Genomic DNA, 25142 nt, shown 5'->3' with positions numbered 1-25142 from the left:
ATTCAGCCCTTTGTTTTTACTGCCTGATTAAACAGCCTGAAGCGTCTTTTCGAATACCGCCTTTCCATCCAGGTCTCGCAGGGTCACGGTCAGATCACCGCTGTGCCCTTCGATATTGACCTCGCCAAAGAATTGGAAGCCCGACAGCGGCGAGCTGTTGGCTACCGGTGGCGCCTTCACAAACACGGCCTCCGGTCCGAAAGTGTTGTCCAGCTTGTTGGGCCCGAATGCACCGGCATTGAGGGGGCCTGCCACAAACTCCCAAAAGGGCTCGAAATCCTGGAAGGCTGCCCGGTTGGGGTGGTAGTGGTGAGCCGCGCAGTAGTGCACATCTGCAGTCAGCCAGACCGTATTGTTGATATTCCACCGACGGATGTAACGCAAGAGCTCTGCAATTTCCAATTCGCGACCCAAGGGTGCACCGCCGTCGCCATTGGCAATGGCTTCCCAACGAGGCATTCCTGCTGCATCTACCCCATCAGGGACTTCCAGGCCAATGGGCATGTCTGCCGCAATGACCTTCCAGGTAGCCGTAGACTCCGTGAGCCCCTGCTTGAGCCACTCGAGTTGCGTGCGCCCCATGAAAGCAGTGTCTGGTCCTTCATTGGGTTGCAGGTTGGCGCTGTTCCCACCCCGATAGGTCCGCATGTCCAGCACGAAGATATCCAGCCGAGGACCGTAGCTGATCTTGCGATAGATGCGTCCGGCATCATCACGCTGTTGCAGCCGCATGGGGGCATACTCCAGGTACGCCTGACGTGACCGCCTGGCCAGTACGTTGATGTCCTTTACGGTGTAACGGTCATCCAGCACTTTGGTAGAAGACCAGTTATTGGTGGTCTCGTGGTCATCCCACTGCCAGATCTGCGGGACTTCAGCATTGAACCGACGGACATTTTCGTCCATCAGGTTGTAGCGATAATTGCCACGATATTCATCGACCGTCTCGGCAACCTTGCTCTTGGCCTCTGTGGTGATGTTGCGCCAGACCTTGCCTTCCACCGTCGTGGTCTTGGCTTCTAGCGGGCCGTCTGCATAGATGGTATCGCCACTGTGCAGGAAGAAGTCCGGCTGTCGGCGACGCATGGCCTCATAGATGCGCATGCCACCGATATCGGGGTTGATACCAAATCCCTGCCCGACCGTGTCGCCGCTCCAGACGAAGCGGATATCGGTACGATGCGTCGGTGCGCTACGCAAATGTCCAAAGACAGGCTCGCTCTGCGCACCGCTGTAAATATCTTCGAAACGAACCCGATAGAAAATGGATTGATCAGCGGGAAGTCCGCGCAAGTCCATGCGCGCCGTGTAATCCGTGTCGGCTGTCACCACAGGCGAAACCATTCGGCGCAGATGGCGAAAGCTCTCCTTGGTGTCCCACTCGACGATCATCCGCGCCGGACGATCACAGCGGCTCCAGACAATGGCCCGGTTGCCCTGAACATCACCTGACTGAACCCCTTCAAGCATCAGCGGACGCTGCTTGGCGCCGGCGATCACGGCAGGTGCCACTCCCGGCAGCAGCAGTCCAACGCCCAGCCCCTGGATCAGGCGCCGTCTTCCATTATCGAACGTGCTCATCATGCGCTCCCACGATTATTGGAGCGAATGGGTTTAGCGAAAACGCCTGACAACACTGTGACAGTCTGAAGAACAGCTGTTACGGCGTGATCTCAATCACACTTGGTAGGCTTCGACGCTTCAGGCTCCACCGCATGCAGGATCTGTTGAGCCAACGCATGATAAAGCGAGGTGGGCGAAAGCCAGCCAGACACACCATTCGCCAGCAGACACGCCGCCAGCACAGGGATCGCCATGTCGGGGCTGTGGGCCAGCTCCAAGGTAATGACAGTCGAGGTGAGCGGTGTCCGGGTAACGCCCGTGAGGTAGGCCGCCATGCCCAGAAGCGCACCGGTCTGCAGGGTGACATTAGGCAGCCAATCGACCAGCCAGGGCGCAAAGCTGGCGCCTACCGTGAGCGAAGGCGAAAAGAGCCCGCCGGGAATGCCTGCCAAATAAGAAACCACGTTGGCCAGAAATTTCCAGATGAGAAAGTCCTGATCGGTTATAGGGTGCCCTTCCAGAATGGCACGTGTTTCCTCGTAGCCGGTACCAAAGACATGCTGGCCGGACAGTGCCCCTAGACAGGCAACCAGTAATCCACAAACGGCAGCAAATCGAACCGGGAAGCGTGAGCGGATAGCGCCCAGCCTTCCAAGCCAGCCGTGGGATGTTGGAATGACCAACCGAGCATAACCGCCGCCCAACAGGCCGCCTGCCAGCCCGCATATGACCACCGCTACCCAGGCATCGCCCCAGGGCAGACTGGCACTGATAACGCCAAAATAGGTATACGGTCCGACCAGGCCCAGCGTGACCATACCGCCAATCACCACAGCCGTCAGTACCAGACCGCTGAAGCGCTGTTCAAAGGTATGACTCAACTCTTCAATGGCAAATACTACGCCCGCCAGCGGCGTGTTGAACGCGGCGGCAATACCCGCAGCACCACCGGCGAGGATCAGGCCGGAAACCGTCTTCCGCTCATACAGGCCCAGCCGCCGACCAAAGCCATACAGCACCGAGGCGCCCAAATGTACGGTCGGCCCCTCGCGGCCAACCGAGGCCCCCACTAGCAGGGCAAACAATGTCAGTATCATCTTCGCGAGCGCGATCGGCCAAGCCAACACCGCTGCCCTGAACTGACCAGAGGGCTTTTCCAGCGCTGCAATCACTTGTGGAATGCCGCTTCCCCTGGCATTACGCAGCCACCCCTGTGTCAGCCAGACCAACAGGGCAAATCCTGCGGGTGTCACCAACCACGGCCATAAGTGGCTGTGATTCAACAGACGCTGAAAGAGCTGAAAGGCATGATCAGCCAGCCACGCAAAAGCCAGCGCCAGTAAACCCACCAGCAGCGCGCCGACCCAGAACGCCAGGCGTTGCCGAATGGAGCGAAACCGTTGATGGCGCTGTTGGGGTGCTTGAGATGCCGCAGCGCGGTGTGTAGATGTTTCCCTGTGGTCAGGGGCAGCAGGATCGCTCGAGTCGCTCATAAGCACATAAAATAGGTTGGCCCAGCAATTGTAACAAAGTATTTAAGGATACGTTGGGTGGTTCGACTGCCTGAAGACCGGTGGGTTTAAGCATTTCACAAGCCCTGTCATCCGTGGTCTCCATCATTTCTCCATATAACCTGCAAAGCCACGCAAGCTTGTCATCCCAAAATTTGGCGGTTTCTACCTGAGCGCGATGTATGTGCATGGCGCAGGTAGTGTCATGACCGTTACGGGATACAGACATGTCAACTGCCTTTCTTTCTTTCTCACGTCCAAGCATAGGCGATGAGGAAATTGCGGCCGTCAATGCCGTGCTCCGCTCCGGCTGGATCACCACCGGCCCTCAAAATCAGGAGTTGGAGCAGCGCTTCTGCGAGTATCTGGGCTGCCACCATGCCGTCGCACTCTCTTCGGCAACGGCAGGTATGCACTTGGCATTGATAGCCCTGGGTATTGGTCCAGGCGATGAGGTCATCACGCCCTCCCAGACCTGGGTATCTACCGCAAACCTGATCTGCCTGCTGGGCGCAACTCCTGTGTTCGTGGACATCGATCGCGATACCTTGATGACCGATGCAGCGCGTATCGAAGCCGCCATCACGCCCCGAACGAAAGCGATCATTCCGGTTCATTACGCCGGTGCAGCCTTTGACCTGGATCCGCTCTACGCACTGGCCGAGCGCCATGGCATTCCCGTCATCGAGGACGCAGCCCATGCGATCGGCACCCGCTATCGAGGCCGCCTGATCGGGGCCCGGAATACTGCGATTTTTTCGTTTCACGCCATCAAGAACCTGACATGTGCCGAAGGTGGTCTGTTCGTGACGGATGACGAGGCGCTGGCCAACCGTGTCCGCACCCTGAAGTTTCATGGCCTGGGGGTAGATGCCTATGACCGCATGACCCATGGCCGCAAACCCCAGGCTCAGGTTATCGAGCCGGGCTTCAAGTACAACCTGACCGATATCAACGCAGCCATTGCACTCGCCCAGCTGGATCGCATCGATGAGATTAACGCCAAGCGCAAACAGCTGGCCGAAATGTACCTGGAGCGCCTGAACGGTCTTCCCATTCAGCCGCTGAGCCTTCCGAGCTACCCTCAGGACCACGCCTGGCATCTTTTCATTGTGCGCGTCGATCCGGCGCAATGTGGTCTGGATCGCGATGCCTTCATGCAAGCCTTGCAGGCAAACCATATCGGCACCGGTATTCATTTCATAGGAACGCACCTGCAGCGTTATTACCGGGACCGCTTTCCAGAGGTCAGCCTGCCAAACACCGAGTGGAATTCGGCTCGACTGTGCTCGATACCGCTGTTTCCTGACATGACCGCCGAGGAGCTCGAGCGTGTCGTCACTGCCATTCGCTCCACGCTGGAGGCAGCCTTGTGAAGCCTTATCCGATCAATCGCGTGTCCGTGGTCATTCCGGTCTTCAATGAAGAAGCCAGCCTGCCCGAACTCCTGCTGAGAACCGATGTCGCCTGCCAGAAACTGGGCCGCGATTATGAAATCGTATTGATTGATGACGGCAGCCGTGACAGCTCGGCCAGCATTATCCAGGCAGCTGCCGAAGCCGAAGACAGTCATGTGGTAGCGGTCATCCTCAACCGCAACTACGGCCAGCACGCCGCCATCATGGCGGGCTTCGAGCAGTGTATTGGCGACCTGGTCATTACCCTTGATGCCGACCTGCAAAACCCGCCGGAGGAAATTCCGCGTCTCGTCGAGCAAGCCGCTCTGGGGTTCGATGTGGTCGGTACTGTACGCGAAAATCGTCAGGACTCCGCCTTCCGCCGCCTGCCATCCAGGCTGATCAACCTTGCTGTGCAACGTTCTACGGGCGTAGCCATGAGCGATTACGGCTGCATGCTGCGGGCGTATCGCCACAGCATCATCGAGGCCATGCTGGCCTGTCATGAGCGCAGCACGTTTATTCCCATCCTGGCTAACAGCTTCGCCCGCCATACCACCGAAATCAATGTGGGACATGCCGAGCGCGAATACGGTGAGTCGAAATACACCCCCATGCGCCTGATCAACCTCATGTTTGATCTCGTGACCTGCATGACCACAACGCCATTGCGGCTGCTGAGCATCGTGGGTGGCGCCATGGCACTGGCCGGTATCTGCTTCGGGATGCTGCTTCTGGTGCTACGCCTGCTGCTGGGGGCCGACTGGGCTGCCGACGGCGTGTTTGTCCTTTTCGCCATCCTGTTCATCTTTACCGGCGCCCAGTTCGTCGGCATGGGGCTACTGGGTGAATACCTGGGCCGCATGTATCACGACGTCCGTGCCCGCCCTCGCTACTTCGTTGAGCAGGTTGTCCGGGGTGAAGCCTCCTGCTCCCCTGCGCCAGCCTCGCTCGATTCCATTCCTTCTGCAAGCTGATTACCCATGACCAAGACTGTTGTATTTGCCTATCACGATATTGGATGCGCCGGAATCGAAGCGCTGATCGCGGCCCAGTATGAAATCGCGGCCGTGTTTACCCATGCCGATGATCCGAACGAAAACCGCTTCTTTGCTTCCGTAGCCCAACTGTGTGCTCGCCACGGTATTCCAGTGCATGCCCCGGAAGATGTTAACCACCCGCTCTGGATCGAACGCATCCGTCAGCTTGAGCCGGAATTCATTTTCTCTTTCTACTACCGTCACCTGCTGAGCGAGGACATTCTCGCTATGGCCAGAAAAGGTGCCTATAACCTGCATGGCTCCCTGCTGCCGCGTTATAGGGGTCGTGCGCCTGCGAACTGGGTATTGGTCAATGGCGAGACCGAAACCGGCGTCACTCTGCACCGCATGGAGCGTCGTCCCGATGCCGGCCCGATCGTCAGTCAGTCCAGGGTAGCGATTGCCCAGGACGATACGGCGCATACCCTGCATGCCAAGCTCCGCGAAGCTTCAGGTCAGCTCTTGGGCGAAACCCTGCCCCGTCTGGCACGTGGAGACGTGGAAGAGATCCCGCAGGATGACAGCAAGGCCTCCTATTATGGCCGTCGCACGCCTGCCGATGGAGAGCTGGACTGGACTCGTCCGGCCAGTGAACTCTATAACCTCGTCCGCGCCGTTACCCAGCCCTACCCGGGCGCTTTCAGCTTTGTAGGCGATCGAAAGCTTATTGTCTGGCAAGCCCAGGCCGTAGACACCCGTCACGACCAGAAACCTGGCGCCGTCGTAAGTCTTGATCCACTGCGTATCGCCTGCGGTGACGGCGTATTGGAAATTCAGGCCGGCCAACAAGGTAATGCAGGCCTCTACCTGTCTGGTCCGCAGCTCGCGCGGGAGATGGGACTGGTCGAAGGGCTTCGTCTGCGCCGCAGCGATGCCTTCAAGGCCAAGCGTCGCACACGTGTGCTGATCCTTGGGGTGAATGGCTTCATTGGTAATCACCTGTCTGAACGCCTGCTGCGGGACGGCAACTATGAAGTCTACGGTCTGGACATTGGCTCCGACGCTATCGACCGTTTGAAGGGCGATCCTAACTTCCACTTTGTGGAAGGCGACATCAGTATCCATACCGAATGGATCGAGTACCACATCAAGAAGTGCGACGTGATCCTGCCACTCGTGGCCATTGCTACGCCGATCGAATACACCCGTAACCCGCTGCGTGTATTCGAGCTGGACTTTGAGGAAAACCTCAAGATCGTCCGCTACTGCGTGAAGTACAACAAGCGCGTCATCTTCCCGTCCACATCCGAAGTCTATGGCATGTGCGACGACCCGGAGTTCGACGAAGACCAGTCTCGCCTGATCGTTGGCCCGATCAACAAGCAGCGCTGGATCTACTCCGTTTCCAAGCAGCTGTTGGACCGCGTGATCTGGGCCCACGGCAAGCAGGATGGCCTCAGATTCACCCTGTTCCGTCCCTTCAACTGGATGGGTCCGCGTCTGGATCGCCTGGACTCTGCTCGAATCGGCAGCTCCCGTGCCATCACTCAGCTGATCCTAAACCTGGTGGAAGGCACGCCGATCAAGCTGGTGGACGGAGGTGTGCAGAAACGCTGCTTTACCGACGTGGATGATGGCATCGAAGCCCTGTTCCGTATTATCGAAAACAAGGGTGTCGCAGCGACCAGCAGATCATCAACATTGGTAACCCAGACAACGAAGCTAGCATTCGCGAACTAGCCGAAACCCTTCTGGCTCAGTTCGAAGCGCACCCTCTGCGCCACAACTTCCCACCGTTCGCAGGCTTCCGCGAGGTGGAGAGCCGGTCGTTTTATGGCGAAGGCTATCAGGACGTCTCCCATCGCAAGCCCAGCATTGCCAATGCCCGCAAGCTCCTGGACTGGCAGCCCACCATCGAGATGAGCGAAACCATCGGCAAGACACTGGACTTCTTCCTGCGCGAAGCATTGAACAGCCAGGTGGACGAGGCGTAATGATCGAGGTGGGATTGCGGATCGACGTGGATACCTTTCGTGGCACACGTGAGGGTATTCCACGTCTGCTTGAGCTGTTGGATGAAGCTCAGGTCAAGGCGACGTTCTTCTTTTCGGTCGGGCCGGACAACATGGGGCGCCATCTCTGGCGCCTCATCCGGCCGCAGTTCCTGTGGAAGATGCTGCGCTCCAATGCAGCCAGTCTGTATGGCTGGGACATTCTCCTGGCGGGCACGGCATGGCCAGGCAAGCCCATCGGCCAGCACCTGGGTCATCTGATGCGACAGACTCAGGCGGCAGGCCATGAGGTGGGCCTGCATGCCTGGGACCACCATGGCTGGCAGGCTAACGCTGGGCGCTGGAGCATGGACCAGCTGACCCGGCAGATCCGTTATGGCGTAGACACGCTCAGTGACATCCTGGGTCAACCCGTAACCTGCTCCGCCGCTGCCGGCTGGCGGGCGGATGAGCGGGTTATCGAAGCCAAAGAGGCCTTTGGTTTTCGTTACAACAGCGACTGCCGAGGCCACTCATTGTTTCGTCCTGAGCTCGCCAATGGTGTTGCCGGAACGCCGCAGATTCCGGTCACCCTGCCGACGTACGACGAAGCGATTGGCCCAGACCTGTCGGCTGCAGGCTTTAACAGCTACCTGATGCAACACATCATGCCGGCCGACCTGAACATCTATACCGCCCATGCGGAAGTAGAGGGGATAGCCCTGGCCGACCAGTTTCAGCGCCTGCTGGCACTGGCAAAACGGCTGAATGTTCAGTTCAAGCCGCTTGGGGAATGCCTGCCTTCTGACCCCTCCCGCCTTCCCCTGGGTACGGTTACCCGGGGCGCTCTGGCAGGCCGCGAAGGCTGGCTGGGCGTACAGGCATGACCTTCGCCCTGGTGTTGGTGGTCAGCCTGCTGAGCGGTCTTGGGCAGGTCGCCCAGAAAGTCGCCGTGGAACGCTGGCGCGGGCGGTCCGTCAGCCTGTGGCGCAAGCTGACCTCACCCTGGCTGATGTTTGGGCTGGCCAGCCTGGGTACCGGCCTGCTGCTCTGGCTGCTGGTTCTGCAGCAGCTCGAAGTCGGCATGGCCTACCCCATGCTCAGCCTGAACTTTGTCTGGATCACTCTGGCGGCACATCGACTTTTCCACGAGCACATCGATGGCCGTCACTGGCTGGGTATCGTCCTCATCATGGTGGGCATTGTGCTGCTGAGTACACAACGATGAATCAGCATCGCGGACTTCTGCTGGCGCTGGCCAGCGTATGCCTGGTGAGCCTCGCCCAGCTCTCGATGCGCGGTAGCATGGCGGCTCTTCCTTCACTGACAGAGGCCATGGCCTCTCCTGAGCTGCTCAGACAGCACGCCGGGGCGCTGGCCGGACTGCTTGCCGGTATCGCCTGCTACGGACTTTCGATGCTCTGTTGGGTTGCTGCCCTGTCGGTATTGCCGTTGGGACGGGCCTACGCGCTGCTCAGCCTCAGCTACCCCCTCGTTTATATCGCCGCCGTGGTGGTTTTCGGTGAATCCATCACCTGGCTCAAATCGGTCGGTATCGCCCTCGTCATGCTGGGCGTATTCGCTATTCATTCAAGACGCCCGGATGACTCGCGTCCGCTGGCGCAAGAGGAGTTGTAAGTGAAAATCAGTGTGTTCGGTATTGGCTATGTAGGCCTCGTTCAGGCCGCCGTGCTGGCTGAAGTCGGTCATGATGTTCTGTGCATGGACATTGACCGACACAAAATCGAGCTGCTTGAGCAGGGCGTGGTCAGTTTGTACGAACCTGGCCTGGAAGGGCTCGTTCGGGAAAACATGGAAGCGGGCCGCCTGCGCTTTACCCATGATGCCGCCCGCGCGGTCCAGCATGGCCGTGTACAGTTCATCGCCGTCGGCACCCCGCCCCTGGAGGACGGCTCGGCCGACCTTGCAGGCGTCTTTGCCGTCGCCCAGACCATTGCCCGTCACCGTACGCAGCCCGTGGTGATCGTGGAGAAATCCACAGTACCCGTAGGCACTGGCGATCGCCTCACGGCACTGATCCAGAGCACACTGGATGAGCTGGGCAAGACACTGGACTTCGATGTGGTATCCAACCCCGAGTTTCTCAAGGAGGGCGCTGCTGTAACCGATTGCCGTCGCCCGGACCGTATTGTCATCGGTACCGAACGGGAAGACAGCCGCGACGTCATGCGGGAGCTCTATGCCCCCTTCAACCGCAACCATGATCGTATCCTGTTCATGGACCGCCGCAGTTCCGAACTGACCAAATATGCGGCTAACGGCATGCTGGCGACTAAAATCAGCTTTATCAACCAGATCGCCGAACTGGCCGAGCATTTGGGAGCAGACATCGAGTCGGTTCGCAGAGGCATCGGAGCAGATCCACGCATCGGTTATCACTTTATCTATCCGGGCTGCGGCTACGGTGGCTCGTGCTTCCCCAAGGACCTGAAGGCTCTGATCCACACCGCCGAGCAGGAGAACTGCCAGACCAGCCTTCTTCGTGCTGTCGAGGAAGTTAACGAACAGCAGAAAAACAAGCTGTTCAACCTGATCCACGATCATTTCAAGGGAAATCTGGAAGGCAGAACCTTTGCCATCTGGGGTTTGGCATTCAAACCCAATACGGACGATATGCGGGACGCACCCAGTCGCATTCTGCTGGAAGCCCTGTGGGCGCATGGCGCGCAGGTGCGCGCGTTCGACCCTGAGGCCATGCAGGAGGCGCAGAGACTGTACGGGCATGATGAGCGTCTGTTGCTGATGGGCACACCTGAGGCTGCGCTGAACGGTGCGGACGCCCTGGTTATCTGCACCGAATGGCAAATGTTCAAGGCGCCCGATTTCGGCCTTATCCAGGACAAACTCAGGGAGCCACTGATTTTTGATGGCCGTAACCTGTACGACCCTGCACGCCTGGAGCGTCGTGGCATTCAGTATTACGCCATCGGCCGCGGCCAATCTGTTCGCCGCGCCAGCTTGACCGCTACCTATTCGAATACGGCCGGTCAACGGGAGGCTTCATGAGTCAGGGAGCCTCCCGCCCACTCTCGCCCAAGATGAAGTTTTTCATCTGGTGCGCGCTGCTATTGGCCTTTTACCTGGTGACAGGCCTGATCGGTCGTGGACTCTGGAAAGCAGACGAACCCTACTCGTTTGGCATGACCTGGAATTTTCTGACCAGCAGCGACTGGATCGTACCCCGGGTAGGCGCAGATCCCTTCATGGAAAAGCCGCCCCTGATGTATTGGACAGGGGCGATCACAGCCTACCTTTTCCTTCCCTGGCTCTCGCCTCCCGACGGCTCACGCATGGCCGTTCTGGGATGGATGCTGCTTACACTCTGGACGTTGTATCGCCTGACCGAGCGCCTCAGTCCCGGCAGAGGACTGGTCGCCTGCCTGTTGCTGTTGGGAACGATGGGTATGGTTCAGCATGCCCATCTATTGATTGCCGATATACCGCAATTGACAGGCGCCATGCTCGCACTGGCAGGGCTTGTAGGCTTTTCCCTGGAGCCGACATGCTACCGCCGCAACGGACTACTCTTCGGAACAGGTTTTGGCATTGCCCTGATGAGCAAAGGTCTGCTGATTCCGGGTGTGCTGGGCGTTACTGTTTGCGCTGCCGTCCTGCTTCAGCCGCGCCGCTACTTTACGCGCCCCGGCTTTGCCTGGCTGGGCTGGGCACTCCTCGCGGCGTCGCCCTGGCTGCTTATCTGGCCGGCCCTGCTATGGAAGACCGATGAAACACTATTTCTGGAGTGGTTCTGGGTCAATAATTTCGGCCGCTTCTTTGGCCTTTCCCAACGCAATAGCATCAGTGGTGGGGCGGGCAGCAACCTCAAAGAACTACTGGGTCTGTCCTTTCCCATAGGATGGGTGCTATTAGGCGCCTTCGTAGCCGGACTCTGGCGCAGCCTGCGCCAACAGCGCCTCAAGGCTGACTGGATCGCGCTGCGTGAGGACTCGGGCCGCTTTATGGTCTGGCTTTACGTTGCAGTTTTTCTGTTTGTTATCATGACCTCGGCGGTCTTTCGCAGTGTTTACGTGCTTCCGCTGTTTCCGGCACTTGCCCTCCTGGTAGCCGGCTTGCCACTGCCCGAGCGCTTCAACCGCGCCGGCCGTCTGGTTGCGATCATACTGTTCAGCGTAATGGGCGGATACCTGTGGTTTGGCTGGTGGGCCATCCAGAGTGGCCATACGAGCCTGATCGTCTCCGGCCTTCGCCGGCTGGTTCCAGTAGAAATCAAACTGTCACCCAGCCCTGCCTGGTTTGTTGCAGCGCTGCTACTGACCGGCCTGTGGTTGATCACTATCGCCTGGCGCAAGCGCCTGGAGGCTGCACACGTCTGGTTTGCCGGCATTACGCTGTTCTGGGGACTGGCCAATACACTTTGGCTTCCCTGGGTGGACCTGGGGCGCAGCTATGCACGACCGTTCGAGGCACTCGAGCAATCGCTTCCGGCACAATTCGATTGTCTGAACACAGTCAACATGGGTGAGTCCGAGCGCTCGATGCTGCACTACTACACAGGCATCAAGCCGGTCATGGTCGCCACGCCGGAGCAGGCTCAATGTCAGATCCAGATGCTGCTCGACCAGCAGCATCACCCGATCAAGGTAGACGAGGCGCATTGGCAGTTGATATGGCAGGGCCGGCGTGAAGGGGATCGCCAGGAGCGTCTCCGAGCGTTCATGAAAGCCCCATAAACCGCCGTAGCCAGGACTGGTTAGAGGTAGCCAGTCCCTGCACCACTACTCGTTTCCTGCTTCGCATCCACTGCTCCTACTCATGTTTCTTTCTGCCGGGCTTTTAGGTGTCGTCACGGATCCCCATAAAGGAAGAAACATGCCCTTCAACAGGAGACCTCTATGCTGGATGTACACGCCTGGACCTGGCGCCACGGTAACGAGCCTACGGATCTGATACTGGAAACCCATGCCATTAGCGAGGAGCTAGCGCCTAATGAAATCCTGATCGCCAACAAGGTCATCGGCATCAACCCAGTCGACTGGAAATTCATTGCGCAGGCCGAAAAGGTCTGGAAGCCGGGCCATATTCCAGGCGTGGACGGCATGGGCGTCGTAATCGCGGCCGGTCGCGACGTGCACCTGCGTATCGGAACGCGGGTCGCCTATCACCAGAACCTCTACCACGCCGGCAGCTATGCCACGCATATCAAGATCGCCGCCCACATGGTGATGCCGGTGCCGGACGGCCTTAGTGACACTGCTGCCGCCGCCTTCCCCTGCCCTACCCTGACCGCCTGGCAGTCGGTCATGAAGGTACCGGATGCAACCAACAAGGATGTACTCGTGACCGGCGCCGGGGGCTCGGTCGGATCGCTGGTGGCACAACTGGCGTTGCAAAAAGGCTGGCGCGTCTGGGTAACCGCAGGGGAGCAGCACCGCGAAAAGCTGCTGTCACGTGGCGTGACCGAGGTCGTGGATTACCACCAGGAAAACTGGCGGGATCTGTTACTCGAAAAGCTGCAAGGCCGTAAATTCTACGCCGCCTTTGACACAATCTCCGGCCAGCATGCCGCTTCGCTGGCCGGTCTTCTGGGCCTTAATGGCCATCTGGTGTGCATCCAGGACCGGATCGAGCAGCCGCCCTTGCCTGCCTTCACAACGGCGATCTCTTACCATGAGGAAGCCCTCGCCTCGATCCAACAGCATGGCACCGTCCTGGACTGGATGGAGCTGACCACCGCCGGAGCCGAGCTGATGGATCAGATCAAGAACAATCGATTGGCCATGCCTACTCTTGAGGTTGTTCCCTTCAAACAGCTGCCCAACGCGTTAAAGGATCTGAAAGCTGCCGTGCGGACACGCAAATATGTCATTCAGTTGGCCTGATCCGGCAGTATCAGACAAGTCGCCAACCCATTAAAAAGGGCTCCTGAGAGCCCTTTTTTATCATGCCGCAGGTACCAGTTCTTCCTGTACCTCCCCCCGCTTGATCACAGCGTACACCACACCGGTCAAGATACTGCCCGCCGCAATGGCCGCCAGGTATAGCCAGGCGTGATTGATGGCGTTGGGAATCAGGAGTACGAAAAGACCGCCATGGGGTGCCATCAACTTGCAGTTGAACAGCATGACGAGCGCACCGGTCAATGCGCCGCCCGCGATGCTCGCGGGGATCACACGCAGCGGGTCTTTCGCTGCAAAGGGAATTGCCCCTTCGGAAATGAAACACAACCCCAGGACAAAGGCCGCCTTGCCCGCTTCACGCTCGCTCTGGGCAAACTTGCGGCGCGCCAGAACGGTAGCAAGCCCCATACCGATCGCAGGCACCATACCGGCCGCCATCGTAGCCGCCATCGGACCATAGGTCTTGGATGCCAATAACCCTACGGTAAAGGCATACGCCGCCTTGTTGATCGGCCCACCCAGATCCACACACATCATGGCACCCAGAATGACACCCAGCAGAACGGCATTAGACGTCCCCATGTTTTCCAGAAAGCCCGTCAGCGCGGTCAATGCCTGGGCAACCGGCGTTCCCACAACATAGATCATCACGAGGCCGGTAATCAGGCTCGCCAACAGCGGAATGATCAGAATAGGCTTGAGGGCCTCCACGCTGGCCGGCAGCTTCACCCAACGAGCGATCGCCTTCGCCACATAACCGGCCAGAAAGCCTGCCACGATACCGCCGATAAAGCCCGCGCCCAGATTACTGGCCAGCAACCCACCGATCATTCCCGGCGCAAGGCCCGGCCGGTCGGCAATGGAGTATGCAATGTAACCGGCCAGCACCGGCACCATGAGCTTGAACGCGGCTTCGCCACCGATCTGCATCAATGCAGCCGCCAGCGTGCCCTGCTCCTTGAACGCCTCGATCCCAAAGACAAACGACAGGGCAATCAACAGGCCTCCGGCGACTACCATAGGCAGCATGTAGGACACGCCCGTCAGCAGGTGCTTGTAGACTCCGGTCTTTTCCTTTTTCGCACCGGCCTTGGCTTGTCCGGAAGACGAAGCAGCCACCGCACCTCCCAGGATCTCACCCTCAGCTAATGCACGCTTGAGCGTAGCTTCAGGCTGCTTGAGGGCAACACCAGTACCGCAACGGAAAACCTTCTTACCCACGAAGCGATCCGTATTGACCTCGATGTCAGTTGCCAGCAGAACCGCATCGGCCTCCGCGATCGCCTCGGCACTGAGAGGGTTGCGTGCGCCCACTGACCCCTGGGTTTCCAGATCCAGCTTATAGCCCAGCTTCTTGGCGGTCTGAATCAATGCCTCAGCCGCCATGAACGTATGTGCAACGCCGGTTGGGCAGGCCGTGATCGCCACCAGACGGGGCTGCTTGGCGGGCGTAGCGGCTGCGCTGACAGCTTCAGGCTCGGCGCTGGCTTCGTACACCTTGGCCTCACGCTCGGCACGCTGCAAAAAAGCATCGACGTCCCGCAGGGCTTCCGCCGGTGTTGCACGGTAAACGCGCTTGCCCGCGAAGCGGCGAAGGTCTACCGCACCGGTATGCACAACGACAATCAATTCAGACCGAGCGATCTGATCATCCGTCAGCAGCGTAGCTTCAGGGCCGTCGTGGATTTCAACGCTGGTCTGCCAGCCACGGCGCTGTGCGGCAGCATCCAGCAATCGTGCACTGAGCACACTGGTAACCATGCCCGTCGGGCAGGTCGTAACGATTGCGATATTCATGAGTTATCCCTGCTTATTGTTCTGTCATGACGTGAACACTGACGCCGTTCGCCAACTCTGCCAAACGGGCAGGATCATCAATGCCAAAGCCGATCTGAGTGACGGCCATGGCAGCAATGGCTGTGGCATTGCGTAACGCGTCCTGCGGCTCAAGTCCGGTGAGCAAACCGTGCGCCATACCGGCCAGAAGCGAGTCGCCGGCCCCTACGGTGCTGGCCACCTGCACCCTGGGCGGAACGGCCTGCAGTACGCGACCTGGCGCAAACCACCGAACACCTTCGCTACCCTGAGAGATCACTATGTGCTCAACACCCTGAGCGGCCAGCTGAGCGGCCAGCTGAGCCTGCTGCTCGGCAGTATCGGCAGGTGCCGAACAGGCGTCGGACAGCTCCTCGGTATTAGGCTTGACCAGCCACGGCCCAGCCTTGAGCCCGGCACGCAGCGCGGCGCCACTGGTATCCAGTGCCACCCGCAAGCCTAGGGCTTTCAGCCGTTGAACCAGCTCGGCAAGCCAGTCGGCACCGATGCCGCGTGGCAGACTACCGGCCACAACGGCCAGATCGTGTCCCGGTGCTACGTCGTCCAGGGTGCGCAGCAACTGAGCCTGGGCAGTCTCGGTAACGTGCGGTCCCGGCCCGTTGATGTCCGTGATGCGGCCTGAGGTTTCGGCCAGCTTGATGTTACTGCGGGTCTCGCCTTCTACCCGCACAAAGGCATCCTTGAAACCACGCTCGGCAAACAAGGCTTCGAATGGCTTGGCATTATCAGCGCCCAGAAAGCCGGTTACGGTCAGCGAATGCCCCAGGTCCGCCAGGACCTGAGCCACATTCAGTCCCTTGCCTGCCGCATGCATGACAACCGCTTCACTACGGTTTACTTCTCCCGGATGCAGCTCGGACAGTCGCACCGTCAGATCCAGCGCGGGATTCAAGGTAACGGTCAAAACACGGCTCATTGTATGGCCTCCACACTGGCGCGCACTTCATCTGCTGTCGCCAGCGCCAGTGCTCGCTGGGCACAGGCTTGTGCAGCCACGAAATCCAGTTCACGCACCCGCGCCTTGACCAGCGGAATGCTGCGCGCTGAAACGCTGAGTTCATCCACACCCAGCCCCATCAAAAGCGGAACCGCCAGCGGATCGGCGGCCAACTCTCCGCATACGCCTACCCACTTGCCATGTGCATGGGCGGCCTGGACCGTCATATCGATCAGGCGCAGCACGCTGGGATGCAAACCATCAGCCTCGCCGGACAGCAAGGGATGACCACGGTCGATCGCCAAGGCGTATTGAGTCAGGTCATTCGTCCCTACGCTGAAGAAGTCCACCTCCTGCGCCAGTACAGGTGCCAGCAACGCGGCAGAAGGCACCTCGATCATGATGCCTACCTGCAGGTTGACCGCAGGAATCTCCTGCCGCAGACGATTGAGGATGTCTCGCGCCTGACGCCATTCCTCAACCCGTCCCACCATCGGAAACATGATTCTGAGCGGACGCCCCTCGGCCGCACGAAGCAAGGCGCGCAGCTGGGTTTCCAGCACCTCCGGGCAACGTAGGGTCAGGCGTATACCGCGAATACCTAGGAATGGGTTCTCTTCGGCTGGAATCGGCATATAAGGCAACGGCTTGTCGCCTCCCACATCCAGGGTACGCACCACCAGCGGCCGTCCATCCAGCGCATCCAATACGCGTCGGTAATCCTTTTCCTGCGCCTGCTCATCAGGTGCCGAATCATGGCTCATGAATACCAGCTCGGTACGCAGCAGGCCAACGGCCTCTGCGCCCTGTTCGACTACCGCCGGGGCATCCGCCGTGTTGCCCAGGTTTGCAGCCACCTCGATGCGATGTCCGTCACGGGTAACTGCAGGTTCAAACCGCTTGGCTTCGGCCTCCTGTCGACGATGCTCCCGCACCTCGCGCTCTACACGAACCTGCTCGATGCGTGCGGCATCCGGCCCGACCTCGACAAAGCCATGATCGCCATCCAGTAGTAGAGTGGTCTGAGGTGCAAGGTTCAGTACGCGCGGGCCAGCGCCTACAATCGCAGGAATACCCAAGGCGCGGGAAACAATGGCGCTGTGAGAGCTGGCACCCCCACGTGCCGTCAGGATACCGGCGACCCTGTCACGGTCCAGACGCGCCACGTCACCAGGCCCGACCTCATCCATGACCAGCACATAGGGCTCGCTTGGCTCACTGGCAGACCCAACCCCACACAGATGCCCCAGAACACGGCGGCCTACATCACGCAGATCAGCTGCACGTTCGGCCAGGAGCGCATCCTTCAATGACTCCTGCTGAGCGGCCGCCTCCTCGATCTGTGCATTCCAGGCCGCTGCGGCGCTGGCATTGCGCTTGAGGCGCGTCTGTACGCCCTCACGCAGATCCGGATCATCAAGCATCTCCAGATGGGTCAGGAAGATGTCGCGAATAGCGCCCGCCTCGCTACGGCTGATCAGGGCATCGATTTCCGTTCTGACTGCCGCCAGTGCCGCTTCGAGGCGCTCGGTTTCAGCGGCAGCCCCCTCACCCTCGGCAGGAAAGTCAAAATGCTGCTGAGCCACGACATAGGCTGGCCCAACGGCTAGGCCCGGTGCCGCAGCAATGGCCTTGAAGGTGTCGCCTGAGGCTAGCGGCGCAGTGTCCTCTGCTCGCGCCAGAATATTAGTTTCAACCGGCACGGCCGCGTGCGCCGGTTGAGTATTGGCGCTAATGGGCTCAACCTCTTCACCTAACCCGGCCTCGACCGCCGCGACAAGATCTCCCAGCAGCGCTTCGGCATCGGTTCCCGGCTCAGCCAGAAACTCAAGCACTTGACCACGGCGCGCACCCAACGCCAGCAGGCGAGACAAGCTCTTGGCCGAAACGGCCGTTCCGCCATCCACCCTGACCCGAACCTCACCGGTTGAAGCCTTCGCCACACGCGCCAGCTCCTTGGCCGGACGCGCATGCAAGCCATGGGCATTGGCCAGCACCACACTCGCACTGGGCCAGTCCGGTGCTACCTCACCACCCAGCGCTTCGAGCACCGCCCGGCTGGAGGTTGCCTGGCTAAGCTCCTGGGCGCGACCAGCGATCAGCAAATCACACAGGCGCTCCAGCAAATCACGGTGAGCCTCGCCAAGGCTGGCCAGACAGAACAAGCCCTTGACTGGCTGCCCTTCAAGCGTCACCGGCGCTGCGGGTGTCACAAACGCAAGACCAGGACGGCTTACGGCATGGTCGCTGTGCAGCCACCAGAGCCCTTCACCTAGTGGCAGAGGGACGCCCGTCTGTAGCGCGCCGGCAAAGCCGGGCTCAACGCACTGCGTCCTCTTAAGAAGACGAGCCCCTTCCCACGCCAGGTCTTCAAGATCGTCGGCCTCCACGTGCAGACGCACCAGCTGGTCATCCAGCTCAAGCTCTTGCGGGGCGCCATGCAGCAACTGAACAATCGCCTCGGCGCTTTCGGCACGGCGAATCGCCTCGTCCAGCGACTTTTCACCCAGTGCACGCGTCAATAACTGGAGAATTCGAAGGTGTTCATCAGATTTGGCGGCAATTGCAATGGCCAGATAAGCGGTCTGCCCTTCCCCCCAACTTACACCATCGGGGAATTGCATGATTCGTACGCCCGTTGTAAACACATGGTCACGGGTCTGAGGAGTACCATGGGGAATGGCAATACCCTGTCCAAGGTAGGTAGAGCCCTGGGCTTCGCGAGCACGCAATCCATCGATATAGCCGGGAGCCACAAGCCCATCCGCGACAAGGGCCTCGCCCAGTAGGGCAAGCGCGCTATCCTTGTCAGCGGCCTGCTGTCCCATGCGAATATGCTGCGCATCGAGTTCGAACATTCAAATCCTCCATGGCACTACGAGCGACCGAAGAGCACCGTGCCTTTCTTGTAATGATTGTTTTAGCCTAATCGCATGTTGAATCATCGACATCGGGCGATACAGACATAACAGCGATAAGACACTATTGTGCTGAAACGTTTCACCAAAACAGAGTGGCACGTTACTCGATAATCGTTGATCCTTGAAGCACTACACACAATAAAGGCCAGCCCATTGCGTTAGATACCGGACCGTCTGTTTTCGAAAATGGATTATCGTCAATGAAAGGCAAGGTATTGCGGTCATATAAGCAAGAAAGGCGTTCCAGACCGCACGGCCACAAGAGGAATCGTTTTGAAGCTCAGTGATATAGCTCGACTGGCAGGCGTCTCCGTGACCACGGCCAGCTACGTCATCAACGGAAAAGCCGACCAGCGGCGCATCAGTCCAGCCACCGTCACGCGCGTACAGCAAGTGGTCGAACAATACGGCTACCAGCCGGACCAGCGCGCCGCTGGCTTGCGTCGCGGCCAGACCCTGACGCTTGGGTTCATCCTGCCTGACCTGGAAAACCCCAGCTATGCACGGCTGGCCAAGCAGCTGGAAATCAGAGCCCGGCTGCGAGGCTATCAACTGCTCATTGCCTGTACCGACGATGAGCCCGATACCGAACGGCAATTGCTCTCGCTGTTTCGCGCACGCCGCTGCGATGGTCTTATCACCGCCAGCTGTCTGGCCGATGACGATACGCCCTATCGCCGCCTGCAGGCAGAAGGATTGCCTGTGGTAGCCGTTGACCGTCAGCTTGACCCCAGCCAATTCTGCTCTGTCGTCAGTGACGACCGGACCGCCAGCTCCCTTCTGACGAAGACCCTGCTGGATACGCCGCCTCGAGAAATCGCCCTGATCGCGGCCCGTCCGGACCTCGTCATCAGCCGTGAGCGCGCCGCAGGTTTCGAATCGGCCCTGCAGGACTTCAACGGCAAAAAGCTGATTCGCTATGGCGAGCAGTTCAGCCGCACCTGCGGACGCGACCTGATGCTGGACCTGATGAGCGAGCTGGGCCATATGCCTGATGCGATCATTACGACGGCATACGTGCTGCTGGAAGGCGTTTTCGATGTTTTCCAACAGCAGGCTAAAGGCTGGCCTTCCCATCTGCGTCTCGCTACCTTTGGCGACGCCCAGCTGCTCGACTTCGTTCCCATCAAGGTCAACGGACTCTATCAGCAGCACGAACTCATTGCAGAGCAGGCCCTGAACCTCATGCTGGATGCCATCGAATCCCACCATTACGAGCCCGGTGTTCATGCCATCCCCCGGCAGCTCAAGACTCGTCACAAGGACTAGCCGGCCCCTACCATGTTGATCGACACCCATAACCACCTGGACTTTCCCGGCTTCGACGATGATCGGGAGGCACTCCTGCACCAGTGCGCATCGCTAGGCGTACGGCGTCAGGTGCTGATTGGTGTCGAAGAATCCCTATGGTCGCAGTTATGGTCTACCACGCTGGCCCATGAGCCGCTCTACGCGGCCCTGGCCCTGCATCCCTGCTATCTGGACGTGCACAAGGAGAGCGACATCGACACGCTCAGGGCATGGCTGGATCAATGGGCTGGTCATCCCAAGCTTTGCGCACTGGGTGAATTCGGACTGGATTACTATATCGAGCAGCCCGACAAGGCACGCCAGCAGACACTTTTCGAATCACACCTCAAATTGGCCATCGAATACGAATTGCCAAGCCTGCTGCACGTCAGAAAAGCCCATGCCGATGTTATCGCCACGCTAAAACGCTACAAGCCGCCCAGAGCGGGCGTTGTTCACGCTTTTGCGGGCAGTTACGAAGAAGCGCGGGAGTACCTGAAACTAGGATTCAAGCTGGGCTTAGGCGGCGCGCCGACATGGCCGCAAGCCAATCGACTGAGAAAGGTCGTGCCGCGGCTGCCGCTGGACGGCATCGTTCTGGAAACCGACGCCCCTGACATGGCCCCGGCCATGTACCCAGGCATTCGCAACAGCCCTACCCACTTGCCTGACATCTGCGCGGCACTGGCCGAGCTGTTCGGCGTGCCCCCCGAAGCGCTTGCTCAGGCCAGTACAACCAATGCGTGTGCCGTCTTTGGGTGGGACCCTGACGCGCTTTAGAAGACTAGCGTCCCACCACCGTCCAGAGCGCCAACAAGACGTACCAGAGCACAGCAGCCCTGACGAGCAACTGCCACAACGTGTCAAGACCGTGAACACCCGCCTCGGCATCCAGAGCCACAGGCAAATCAGCCGCAGCGCGACCGGCATCAGCCAGCAGCTTGGGAGTGGGAATATCCCAGTTCAACCACTCGGATAACGTTGCGCGGCTGGCGCAAAGAAAATCACCGACCAGCGCAAAGCTGGCAGTGAGTAAGCGTGCCGGCAGCCAATCAAAGGCATGGCACAGCTGTTCTGCATGGGCGCGCAAGGCAGGGCTACGCGCATGGGCAGCCGTCAGCGCAACCAGCCGATAAGCCAACGCCATGAGCGGTCCCAGCACAACGTACCAGAAAATCACGGCAAAGAAGCCCTCGTGGCCTCGCCATAGCAGCTGCTCTTGCACACGCGCCAAGAGCCCATCCGGCGTTTCCGCTTGAAGACCTAGATCCTGCTCTGCACGCAAAGCTGCGGCCTCTAGATCACCCCGCCGCCAGGAATCCCTGAAACCTGCCAATGCCTGCCTGGGGTCATGCCGACCCAGGCTATATAACAGCACGAGCACATGCACGGGCAACAGCAGCCAGCCATAGGCAACCGGCTTTAATACTGCCAGCCCCAGAGCCAATATCAGCAGGGGAATACCTATCACAACGATCAGCGCGATTGAGCTATGACGCCCTACATGCAGCTCCACCTCAGCCAACAGCGCGCGCCACAAGCCATCACGCTGCAGCCGCAACCGCCAGCGGGTTGTCCATACAACGCCCAATACAAGCAATAAGCTCAGAAAGGTCATTTACCCTCCCCTGTCAAAGATGCCCGATACCGGTGCCAATCAAAGGCAGGCCCAGGATCGGTCTTGCGGTCTGGTGCAATATCACTATGCCCGCAAATACGGTCAGATGTTATGGCTGGGTAATGCCGAAGCACATCGCGCGTCAGTTGCTCAAGCACATGGTATTGCGCCTGCGTATAAGGCTCGGTATCGGTACCTTCCAGCTCAATTCCTATCGAAAAATCATTACAACCTTCCCTGCCCGCAAAACAGGAGACGCCAGCGTGCCAGGCACGATCGTCACAGGACACAAACTGCGTCACAGCGCCTGTACGTTCAATCAGAAAATGGGCTGACACCCTTAACGAGGCTATTTCCTGAAAAAAGGGATGTTCACTGCAGTCCAGCGTGTTTTGAAAGAAAGGCTGGACCTTTCCCGTCCCAAACTGGCCGGGCGGCAAACTGATGTTGTGGATAACCAGCAGCGAGACCTGCTCTCCCACGGGACGCTCATTGTAGTTGGGTGATGGGCAACGCTGGGCGTGAGCCCACCATCCCGCCTGAAAATCTGGGGACATAAGAACTCCTGTGAGCGCTTAATGTAAACCAGAGCGGCAGAAGGACCAAGAACACCGATCCGAGTGGCCCCATGATCGGTGTTTTGGGTAAGCGGAAGGGGATCAGGTGCGTTTGAGCGTGCGAAGATTTCCGATGACGGATTCCAGCGCTCGATCAAACAACAGGGCATCGTCCAGAATACGCAGCTTTCCATGACTCAAGTCGACAGCCAGGCTTTCACGTGACTTTTCCATCACCTTCATGCCTGCGCGATTTACAAAAATATAACGTCCAGCAGACTTGATAACCGCTGCCAGCTTGCAGCGGACCTTGTGATCATCAGCTTCGGTCAGCTCAATCCAGCTACCCACATGGATAGCATCGATCGTTCTGAGCGACTCCTCATCCGGCTTGATCGCCGTCTCGGCAGGCTTGGCCTGAACCGGCTGAAGCACGATCTCATCAGCCACCTCAACCATCGCTGCCAGTGGCTCATGGGCTACCGCCGCTACACCGTGCTCGACACGCTTGGCCTGCTGGAATGTCTGTACATGCAAGGCTTCAAGCTGGGTGAAAAATTCACTGGTAGAGAAGGGATCGAAGGCCGCGCTGGCAAGCCCTTCGCGCAGGGCCTTGAGCAGCCCCGGCACCATACCCAGCAACTTCTGCCGCGAGCCGGCATCTTCATGCGGCTCAACACTCCAGATCAGATCATCCATCGTCTGCAGCGCGGCGAGCCATTCGGCAGAGCCATAGCCCTGCTTGAGACACGTCAACAGGAGCACCTGACTCCACGCTTCGCGAATGACCCGAACCACTACTTCCGGCAGCGTACGCCCAACCAACCGCTCATTCAGCGCGGCTTCTACCTGCTGGCGAGCCTGCTCAGCCCGCGCACGCCCCTCTTCCGCATCCCGGGTGCGTTGCTCGAGCAACTCACTCCGGCGACGCTCATCACTCATATAGGCTAGGAAGTCATTCAGCAGCTCGCTGAAGATATCCGGGTCATCCACAAAATCATTGAGCAGCCGCTGAACGATCTGCTCGATCTTCAGATAAAGCCCATCGCGCTGCAGCTCATTCTGCTCTTCCCAACCGAGCGAAGCCGCCGCAATCTCATTCAAGAGCTTACGGGCCGGATGATTGGGTCGGCTGAAAAAGGCCTTATCCAGCACCGCCACCTTGAGCATGGGAATCTGCAGACGGGCAATCAGCGCTTTCAGGGAATCAGGCAGCGTCAGGTCATCAAGGATGAACTCAAACAGCATGGACACCAGATTGATAACATCATCATCAACCTGCCCCACTACCCGCTTTCGACCGCTACGGGCACTGATACGCCCCAGCGCGTCATCCAGCATCCCGCGCAAGTCGTAACTGTTCTCGACATGCGAAGGCACATGCTGCTGCAAGTGCGACAACAACCGCATCAGATCGTAACTGGTAATAGGATGAAGCTCAGCCGTGCCTGCTGGCTCACCGCCAGACATACCCATTGAGCCGCCGCCACTGCGACGTACCTGCGCAAGCAGCCCCTGCAGCGCGCTGAATACTTCCTGATCCTGTTCGCTGTCCGGTGTGGTGGATGCCGTGCGGCCGGTATAACCCGATGCACTGCGCCCGGTATTACGCGGCGGCGCCAGCTTGAGATGAGGGAGAATCCCCGCATCGATCATCTGCTGATTCGCCTCGGCATACACACGGTCCAAACCGTTCAGCACAAAGCGCTCGAACAGCTTGAGAATGATCAGCTTGACCTTGATCTCAACACCCAAGCCACGGCACGCATCCAGAAACGCTTCGCACAAGGGGCGAGGCGCCAACGGGTTGGAATTTTCGTCCAGCGTTCGGCTTAATTGAGTGTTGAAACGAATGCTTAAGTGGCCTAAGGCCAGCGCGTTACGGGTGACAGCTTTGGTCACCATTGTATCGAGCGCGACAGACTCTTCGAGCTGGTCATTCTGGACCAGACTCAGATCCTCGAACGAAATGGCGTCGAGCTGAGCAGTATTTTTTGCCGTGTCTGCCTGATTCAGGCCCGCGAAACGCTCAAAGTAGCGCTGCAAGAAATTACGCTCAATCGTCTTGCGCTTCAGGCGCAAGTCACGCATCGCTTCGAAGAATAGATTTTGCTCATTATTACTGGTAGCGCGGTCAGCCATCTCGAACAGCGCATCGTCCGCATTATCGAACAATTGCTGCAGCGCTGCATTAAGCCGCTGGGCAGCTTTGTCGCGTACCGGAACGAGGGCAGCAGGAATCCGCAACGCCGCATCACTGAGCGTTTTGAAATGAACCACGTTAGCGTCGTTCTGCATTGCCCGCCTCCTGCAGCGTACCGTTATGACCAGCCTGCCTGCATACCACGTTACGAGCCTTGAACAACGTTGATCCCATAGCGTTGATAAGTGAACGTTGCGTTGATCATCATTACAGAGTAGCTGTACCAGCTAACCGAGATCACCGCATAGGTATGACCTTGATCATGTTTATGGTTGAGCTACGGCGACTCCCATCTCTAGTGAGGGAATCTGAACAGTGTTCATCCATAAAGTTGCCTTTACCCGCTAATCGTACCCTGAGAAGCGTGAGCTAACCATCAAGATTTCGACCAATCGCCAGCCAAACGCTGATTGGTCTGGAGACTTCACAGAAACGCATTAAGAAGAAGCTTACTAGTAG

Annotated in this window: 18 protein-coding genes and 1 pseudogene; 11 read left to right on the top strand and 8 right to left on the bottom strand. The window is 58.8% G+C overall.

Annotation, left to right across the window (positions count from 1 at the left end; genetic code table 11):
* Nucleotides 1-27: 27 nt before the first annotated feature.
* Together AC4LF3_RS04410 and AC4LF3_RS04405 are read right to left on the bottom strand one after the other, a co-directional pair.
* Nucleotides 28-1581, bottom strand: a complete 1554-nt coding sequence (locus AC4LF3_RS04410) for an alkaline phosphatase D family protein (RefSeq protein ID WP_239381752.1) — start codon at nucleotides 1579-1581, stop codon at nucleotides 28-30.
* Nucleotides 1582-1673: 92 nt separating this feature from the next.
* Nucleotides 1674-3056, bottom strand: coding sequence for a chloride channel protein (locus tag AC4LF3_RS04405; RefSeq protein WP_491834851.1), 1383 nt, complete (start codon nucleotides 3054-3056; stop codon nucleotides 1674-1676).
* Between the two features lie 245 nt (nucleotides 3057-3301).
* Between AC4LF3_RS04405 and arnB the strand changes: the two genes are divergently transcribed.
* From arnB to AC4LF3_RS04360, 9 genes and pseudogenes are all read left to right on the top strand, one after another.
* Complete coding sequence (gene arnB, locus AC4LF3_RS04400) at nucleotides 3302-4450, top strand: UDP-4-amino-4-deoxy-L-arabinose aminotransferase (protein WP_491834850.1); 1149 nt, start codon at nucleotides 3302-3304, stop codon at nucleotides 4448-4450.
* Nucleotides 4447-5448 (top strand): undecaprenyl-phosphate 4-deoxy-4-formamido-L-arabinose transferase, encoded by a 1002-nt coding sequence (gene arnC / locus AC4LF3_RS04395; protein ID WP_491834849.1) that lies wholly within the window; start codon nucleotides 4447-4449, stop codon nucleotides 5446-5448. Before arnB ends, arnC begins: the two co-directional genes overlap by 4 nt.
* Nucleotides 5449-5454: 6 nt before the next feature.
* Nucleotides 5455-7445, top strand: a pseudogene (gene arnA, locus AC4LF3_RS04390) (bifunctional UDP-4-amino-4-deoxy-L-arabinose formyltransferase/UDP-glucuronic acid oxidase ArnA).
* A 2-nt stretch (nucleotides 7446-7447) separates the two neighbouring features.
* The gene (arnD, locus tag AC4LF3_RS04385; RefSeq protein WP_491836243.1) at nucleotides 7448-8329 is read left to right on the top strand and encodes a 4-deoxy-4-formamido-L-arabinose-phosphoundecaprenol deformylase; all 882 of its coding nucleotides are present in this window, start codon (nucleotides 7448-7450) and stop codon (nucleotides 8327-8329) included.
* Entirely contained in the window at nucleotides 8326-8670 is a 345-nt protein-coding gene (gene arnE, locus AC4LF3_RS04380) for a 4-amino-4-deoxy-L-arabinose-phosphoundecaprenol flippase subunit ArnE (protein ID WP_074822769.1), read from the top strand. Before arnD ends, arnE begins: the two co-directional genes overlap by 4 nt.
* Complete coding sequence (gene arnF, locus AC4LF3_RS04375; RefSeq protein ID WP_491834848.1) at nucleotides 8667-9080, top strand: 4-amino-4-deoxy-L-arabinose-phosphoundecaprenol flippase subunit ArnF; 414 nt, start codon at nucleotides 8667-8669, stop codon at nucleotides 9078-9080. Before arnE ends, arnF begins: the two co-directional genes overlap by 4 nt.
* On the top strand, nucleotides 9081-10469 hold the full coding sequence (locus tag AC4LF3_RS04370; RefSeq protein WP_491834847.1) for a UDP-glucose dehydrogenase family protein: 1389 nt from the start codon (nucleotides 9081-9083) through the stop codon (nucleotides 10467-10469).
* On the top strand, nucleotides 10466-12154 hold the full coding sequence (locus tag AC4LF3_RS04365; RefSeq protein WP_491834846.1) for an ArnT family glycosyltransferase: 1689 nt from the start codon (nucleotides 10466-10468) through the stop codon (nucleotides 12152-12154). The genes AC4LF3_RS04370 and AC4LF3_RS04365 overlap by 4 nt, the downstream gene beginning before the upstream one ends.
* A gap of 162 nt (nucleotides 12155-12316) precedes the next feature.
* Nucleotides 12317-13303, top strand: a complete 987-nt coding sequence (locus AC4LF3_RS04360) for a zinc-binding dehydrogenase (RefSeq protein WP_491834845.1) — start codon at nucleotides 12317-12319, stop codon at nucleotides 13301-13303.
* A 60-nt stretch (nucleotides 13304-13363) separates the two neighbouring features.
* On the opposite strand, the gene AC4LF3_RS04355 is transcribed toward AC4LF3_RS04360, so the two are convergent.
* The 3 genes from AC4LF3_RS04355 to ptsP are packed head-to-tail and all read right to left on the bottom strand — an operon-like array spanning nucleotide 13364 to nucleotide 18952.
* Nucleotides 13364-15118: a PTS fructose-like transporter subunit IIB gene (locus AC4LF3_RS04355; RefSeq protein WP_491834844.1), complete on the bottom strand. Its 1755-nt coding sequence runs from the start codon at nucleotides 15116-15118 to the stop codon at nucleotides 13364-13366.
* A 13-nt stretch (nucleotides 15119-15131) separates the two neighbouring features.
* Entirely contained in the window at nucleotides 15132-16073 is a 942-nt protein-coding gene (gene pfkB, locus AC4LF3_RS04350; RefSeq protein WP_491834843.1) for a 1-phosphofructokinase, read from the bottom strand.
* Nucleotides 16070-18952, bottom strand: coding sequence for a phosphoenolpyruvate--protein phosphotransferase (ptsP, locus tag AC4LF3_RS04345; RefSeq protein ID WP_491834842.1), 2883 nt, complete (start codon nucleotides 18950-18952; stop codon nucleotides 16070-16072). The genes pfkB and ptsP overlap by 4 nt, the downstream gene beginning before the upstream one ends.
* 336 nt (nucleotides 18953-19288) lie before the next feature.
* On the opposite strand from ptsP, the gene cra reads away from it, so the two are divergent.
* Both cra and AC4LF3_RS04335 read left to right on the top strand, forming a co-directional pair.
* Nucleotides 19289-20284 (top strand): catabolite repressor/activator, encoded by a 996-nt coding sequence (cra, locus tag AC4LF3_RS04340; RefSeq protein ID WP_491834841.1) that lies wholly within the window; start codon nucleotides 19289-19291, stop codon nucleotides 20282-20284.
* A 12-nt stretch (nucleotides 20285-20296) separates the two neighbouring features.
* On the top strand, nucleotides 20297-21085 hold the full coding sequence (locus AC4LF3_RS04335; RefSeq protein WP_491834840.1) for a TatD family hydrolase: 789 nt from the start codon (nucleotides 20297-20299) through the stop codon (nucleotides 21083-21085).
* Between the two features lie 4 nt (nucleotides 21086-21089).
* On the opposite strand, the gene ampE is transcribed toward AC4LF3_RS04335, so the two are convergent.
* The 3 genes from ampE to AC4LF3_RS04320 form a co-directional block, all read right to left on the bottom strand.
* Nucleotides 21090-21923, bottom strand: coding sequence for a regulatory signaling modulator protein AmpE (ampE, locus tag AC4LF3_RS04330; RefSeq protein ID WP_491834839.1), 834 nt, complete (start codon nucleotides 21921-21923; stop codon nucleotides 21090-21092).
* Nucleotides 21920-22480 (bottom strand): 1,6-anhydro-N-acetylmuramyl-L-alanine amidase AmpD, encoded by a 561-nt coding sequence (gene ampD, locus AC4LF3_RS04325; protein WP_125887159.1) that lies wholly within the window; start codon nucleotides 22478-22480, stop codon nucleotides 21920-21922. The genes ampE and ampD overlap by 4 nt, the downstream gene beginning before the upstream one ends.
* A gap of 102 nt (nucleotides 22481-22582) precedes the next feature.
* Nucleotides 22583-24778: a DUF1631 domain-containing protein gene (locus AC4LF3_RS04320; protein WP_491834838.1), complete on the bottom strand. Its 2196-nt coding sequence runs from the start codon at nucleotides 24776-24778 to the stop codon at nucleotides 22583-22585.
* Nucleotides 24779-25142: the final 364 nt, after the last annotated feature.

Source organism: Pseudomonas sp. C2.3V, from assembly GCF_058536325.1.
Note: the sequence above shows the minus strand (reverse complement) of the source record. Positions and strands in the feature narration are given on the sequence as shown.

Coding starts and splice junctions, on each gene's coding strand:
- ptsP (WP_491834842.1), bottom strand. CDS start 18,952: ATGTTCGAACTCGATGCGCAGCATATTCGCATGGGACAGCAGGCCGCT.
- AC4LF3_RS04360 (WP_491834845.1), top strand. CDS start 12,317: ATGCTGGATGTACACGCCTGGACCTGGCGCCACGGTAACGAGCCTACG.
- AC4LF3_RS04410 (WP_239381752.1), bottom strand. CDS start 1,581: ATGAGCACGTTCGATAATGGAAGACGGCGCCTGATCCAGGGGCTGGGC.
- arnE (WP_074822769.1), top strand. CDS start 8,326: ATGACCTTCGCCCTGGTGTTGGTGGTCAGCCTGCTGAGCGGTCTTGGG.
- ampE (WP_491834839.1), bottom strand. CDS start 21,923: ATGACCTTTCTGAGCTTATTGCTTGTATTGGGCGTTGTATGGACAACC.
- AC4LF3_RS04365 (WP_491834846.1), top strand. CDS start 10,466: ATGAGTCAGGGAGCCTCCCGCCCACTCTCGCCCAAGATGAAGTTTTTC.
- pfkB (WP_491834843.1), bottom strand. CDS start 16,073: ATGAGCCGTGTTTTGACCGTTACCTTGAATCCCGCGCTGGATCTGACG.
- AC4LF3_RS04355 (WP_491834844.1), bottom strand. CDS start 15,118: ATGAATATCGCAATCGTTACGACCTGCCCGACGGGCATGGTTACCAGT.
- arnB (WP_491834850.1), top strand. CDS start 3,302: ATGTCAACTGCCTTTCTTTCTTTCTCACGTCCAAGCATAGGCGATGAG.
- ampD (WP_125887159.1), bottom strand. CDS start 22,480: ATGTCCCCAGATTTTCAGGCGGGATGGTGGGCTCACGCCCAGCGTTGC.
- AC4LF3_RS04335 (WP_491834840.1), top strand. CDS start 20,297: ATGTTGATCGACACCCATAACCACCTGGACTTTCCCGGCTTCGACGAT.
- AC4LF3_RS04320 (WP_491834838.1), bottom strand. CDS start 24,778: ATGCAGAACGACGCTAACGTGGTTCATTTCAAAACGCTCAGTGATGCG.
- arnF (WP_491834848.1), top strand. CDS start 8,667: ATGAATCAGCATCGCGGACTTCTGCTGGCGCTGGCCAGCGTATGCCTG.
- AC4LF3_RS04405 (WP_491834851.1), bottom strand. CDS start 3,056: ATGAGCGACTCGAGCGATCCTGCTGCCCCTGACCACAGGGAAACATCT.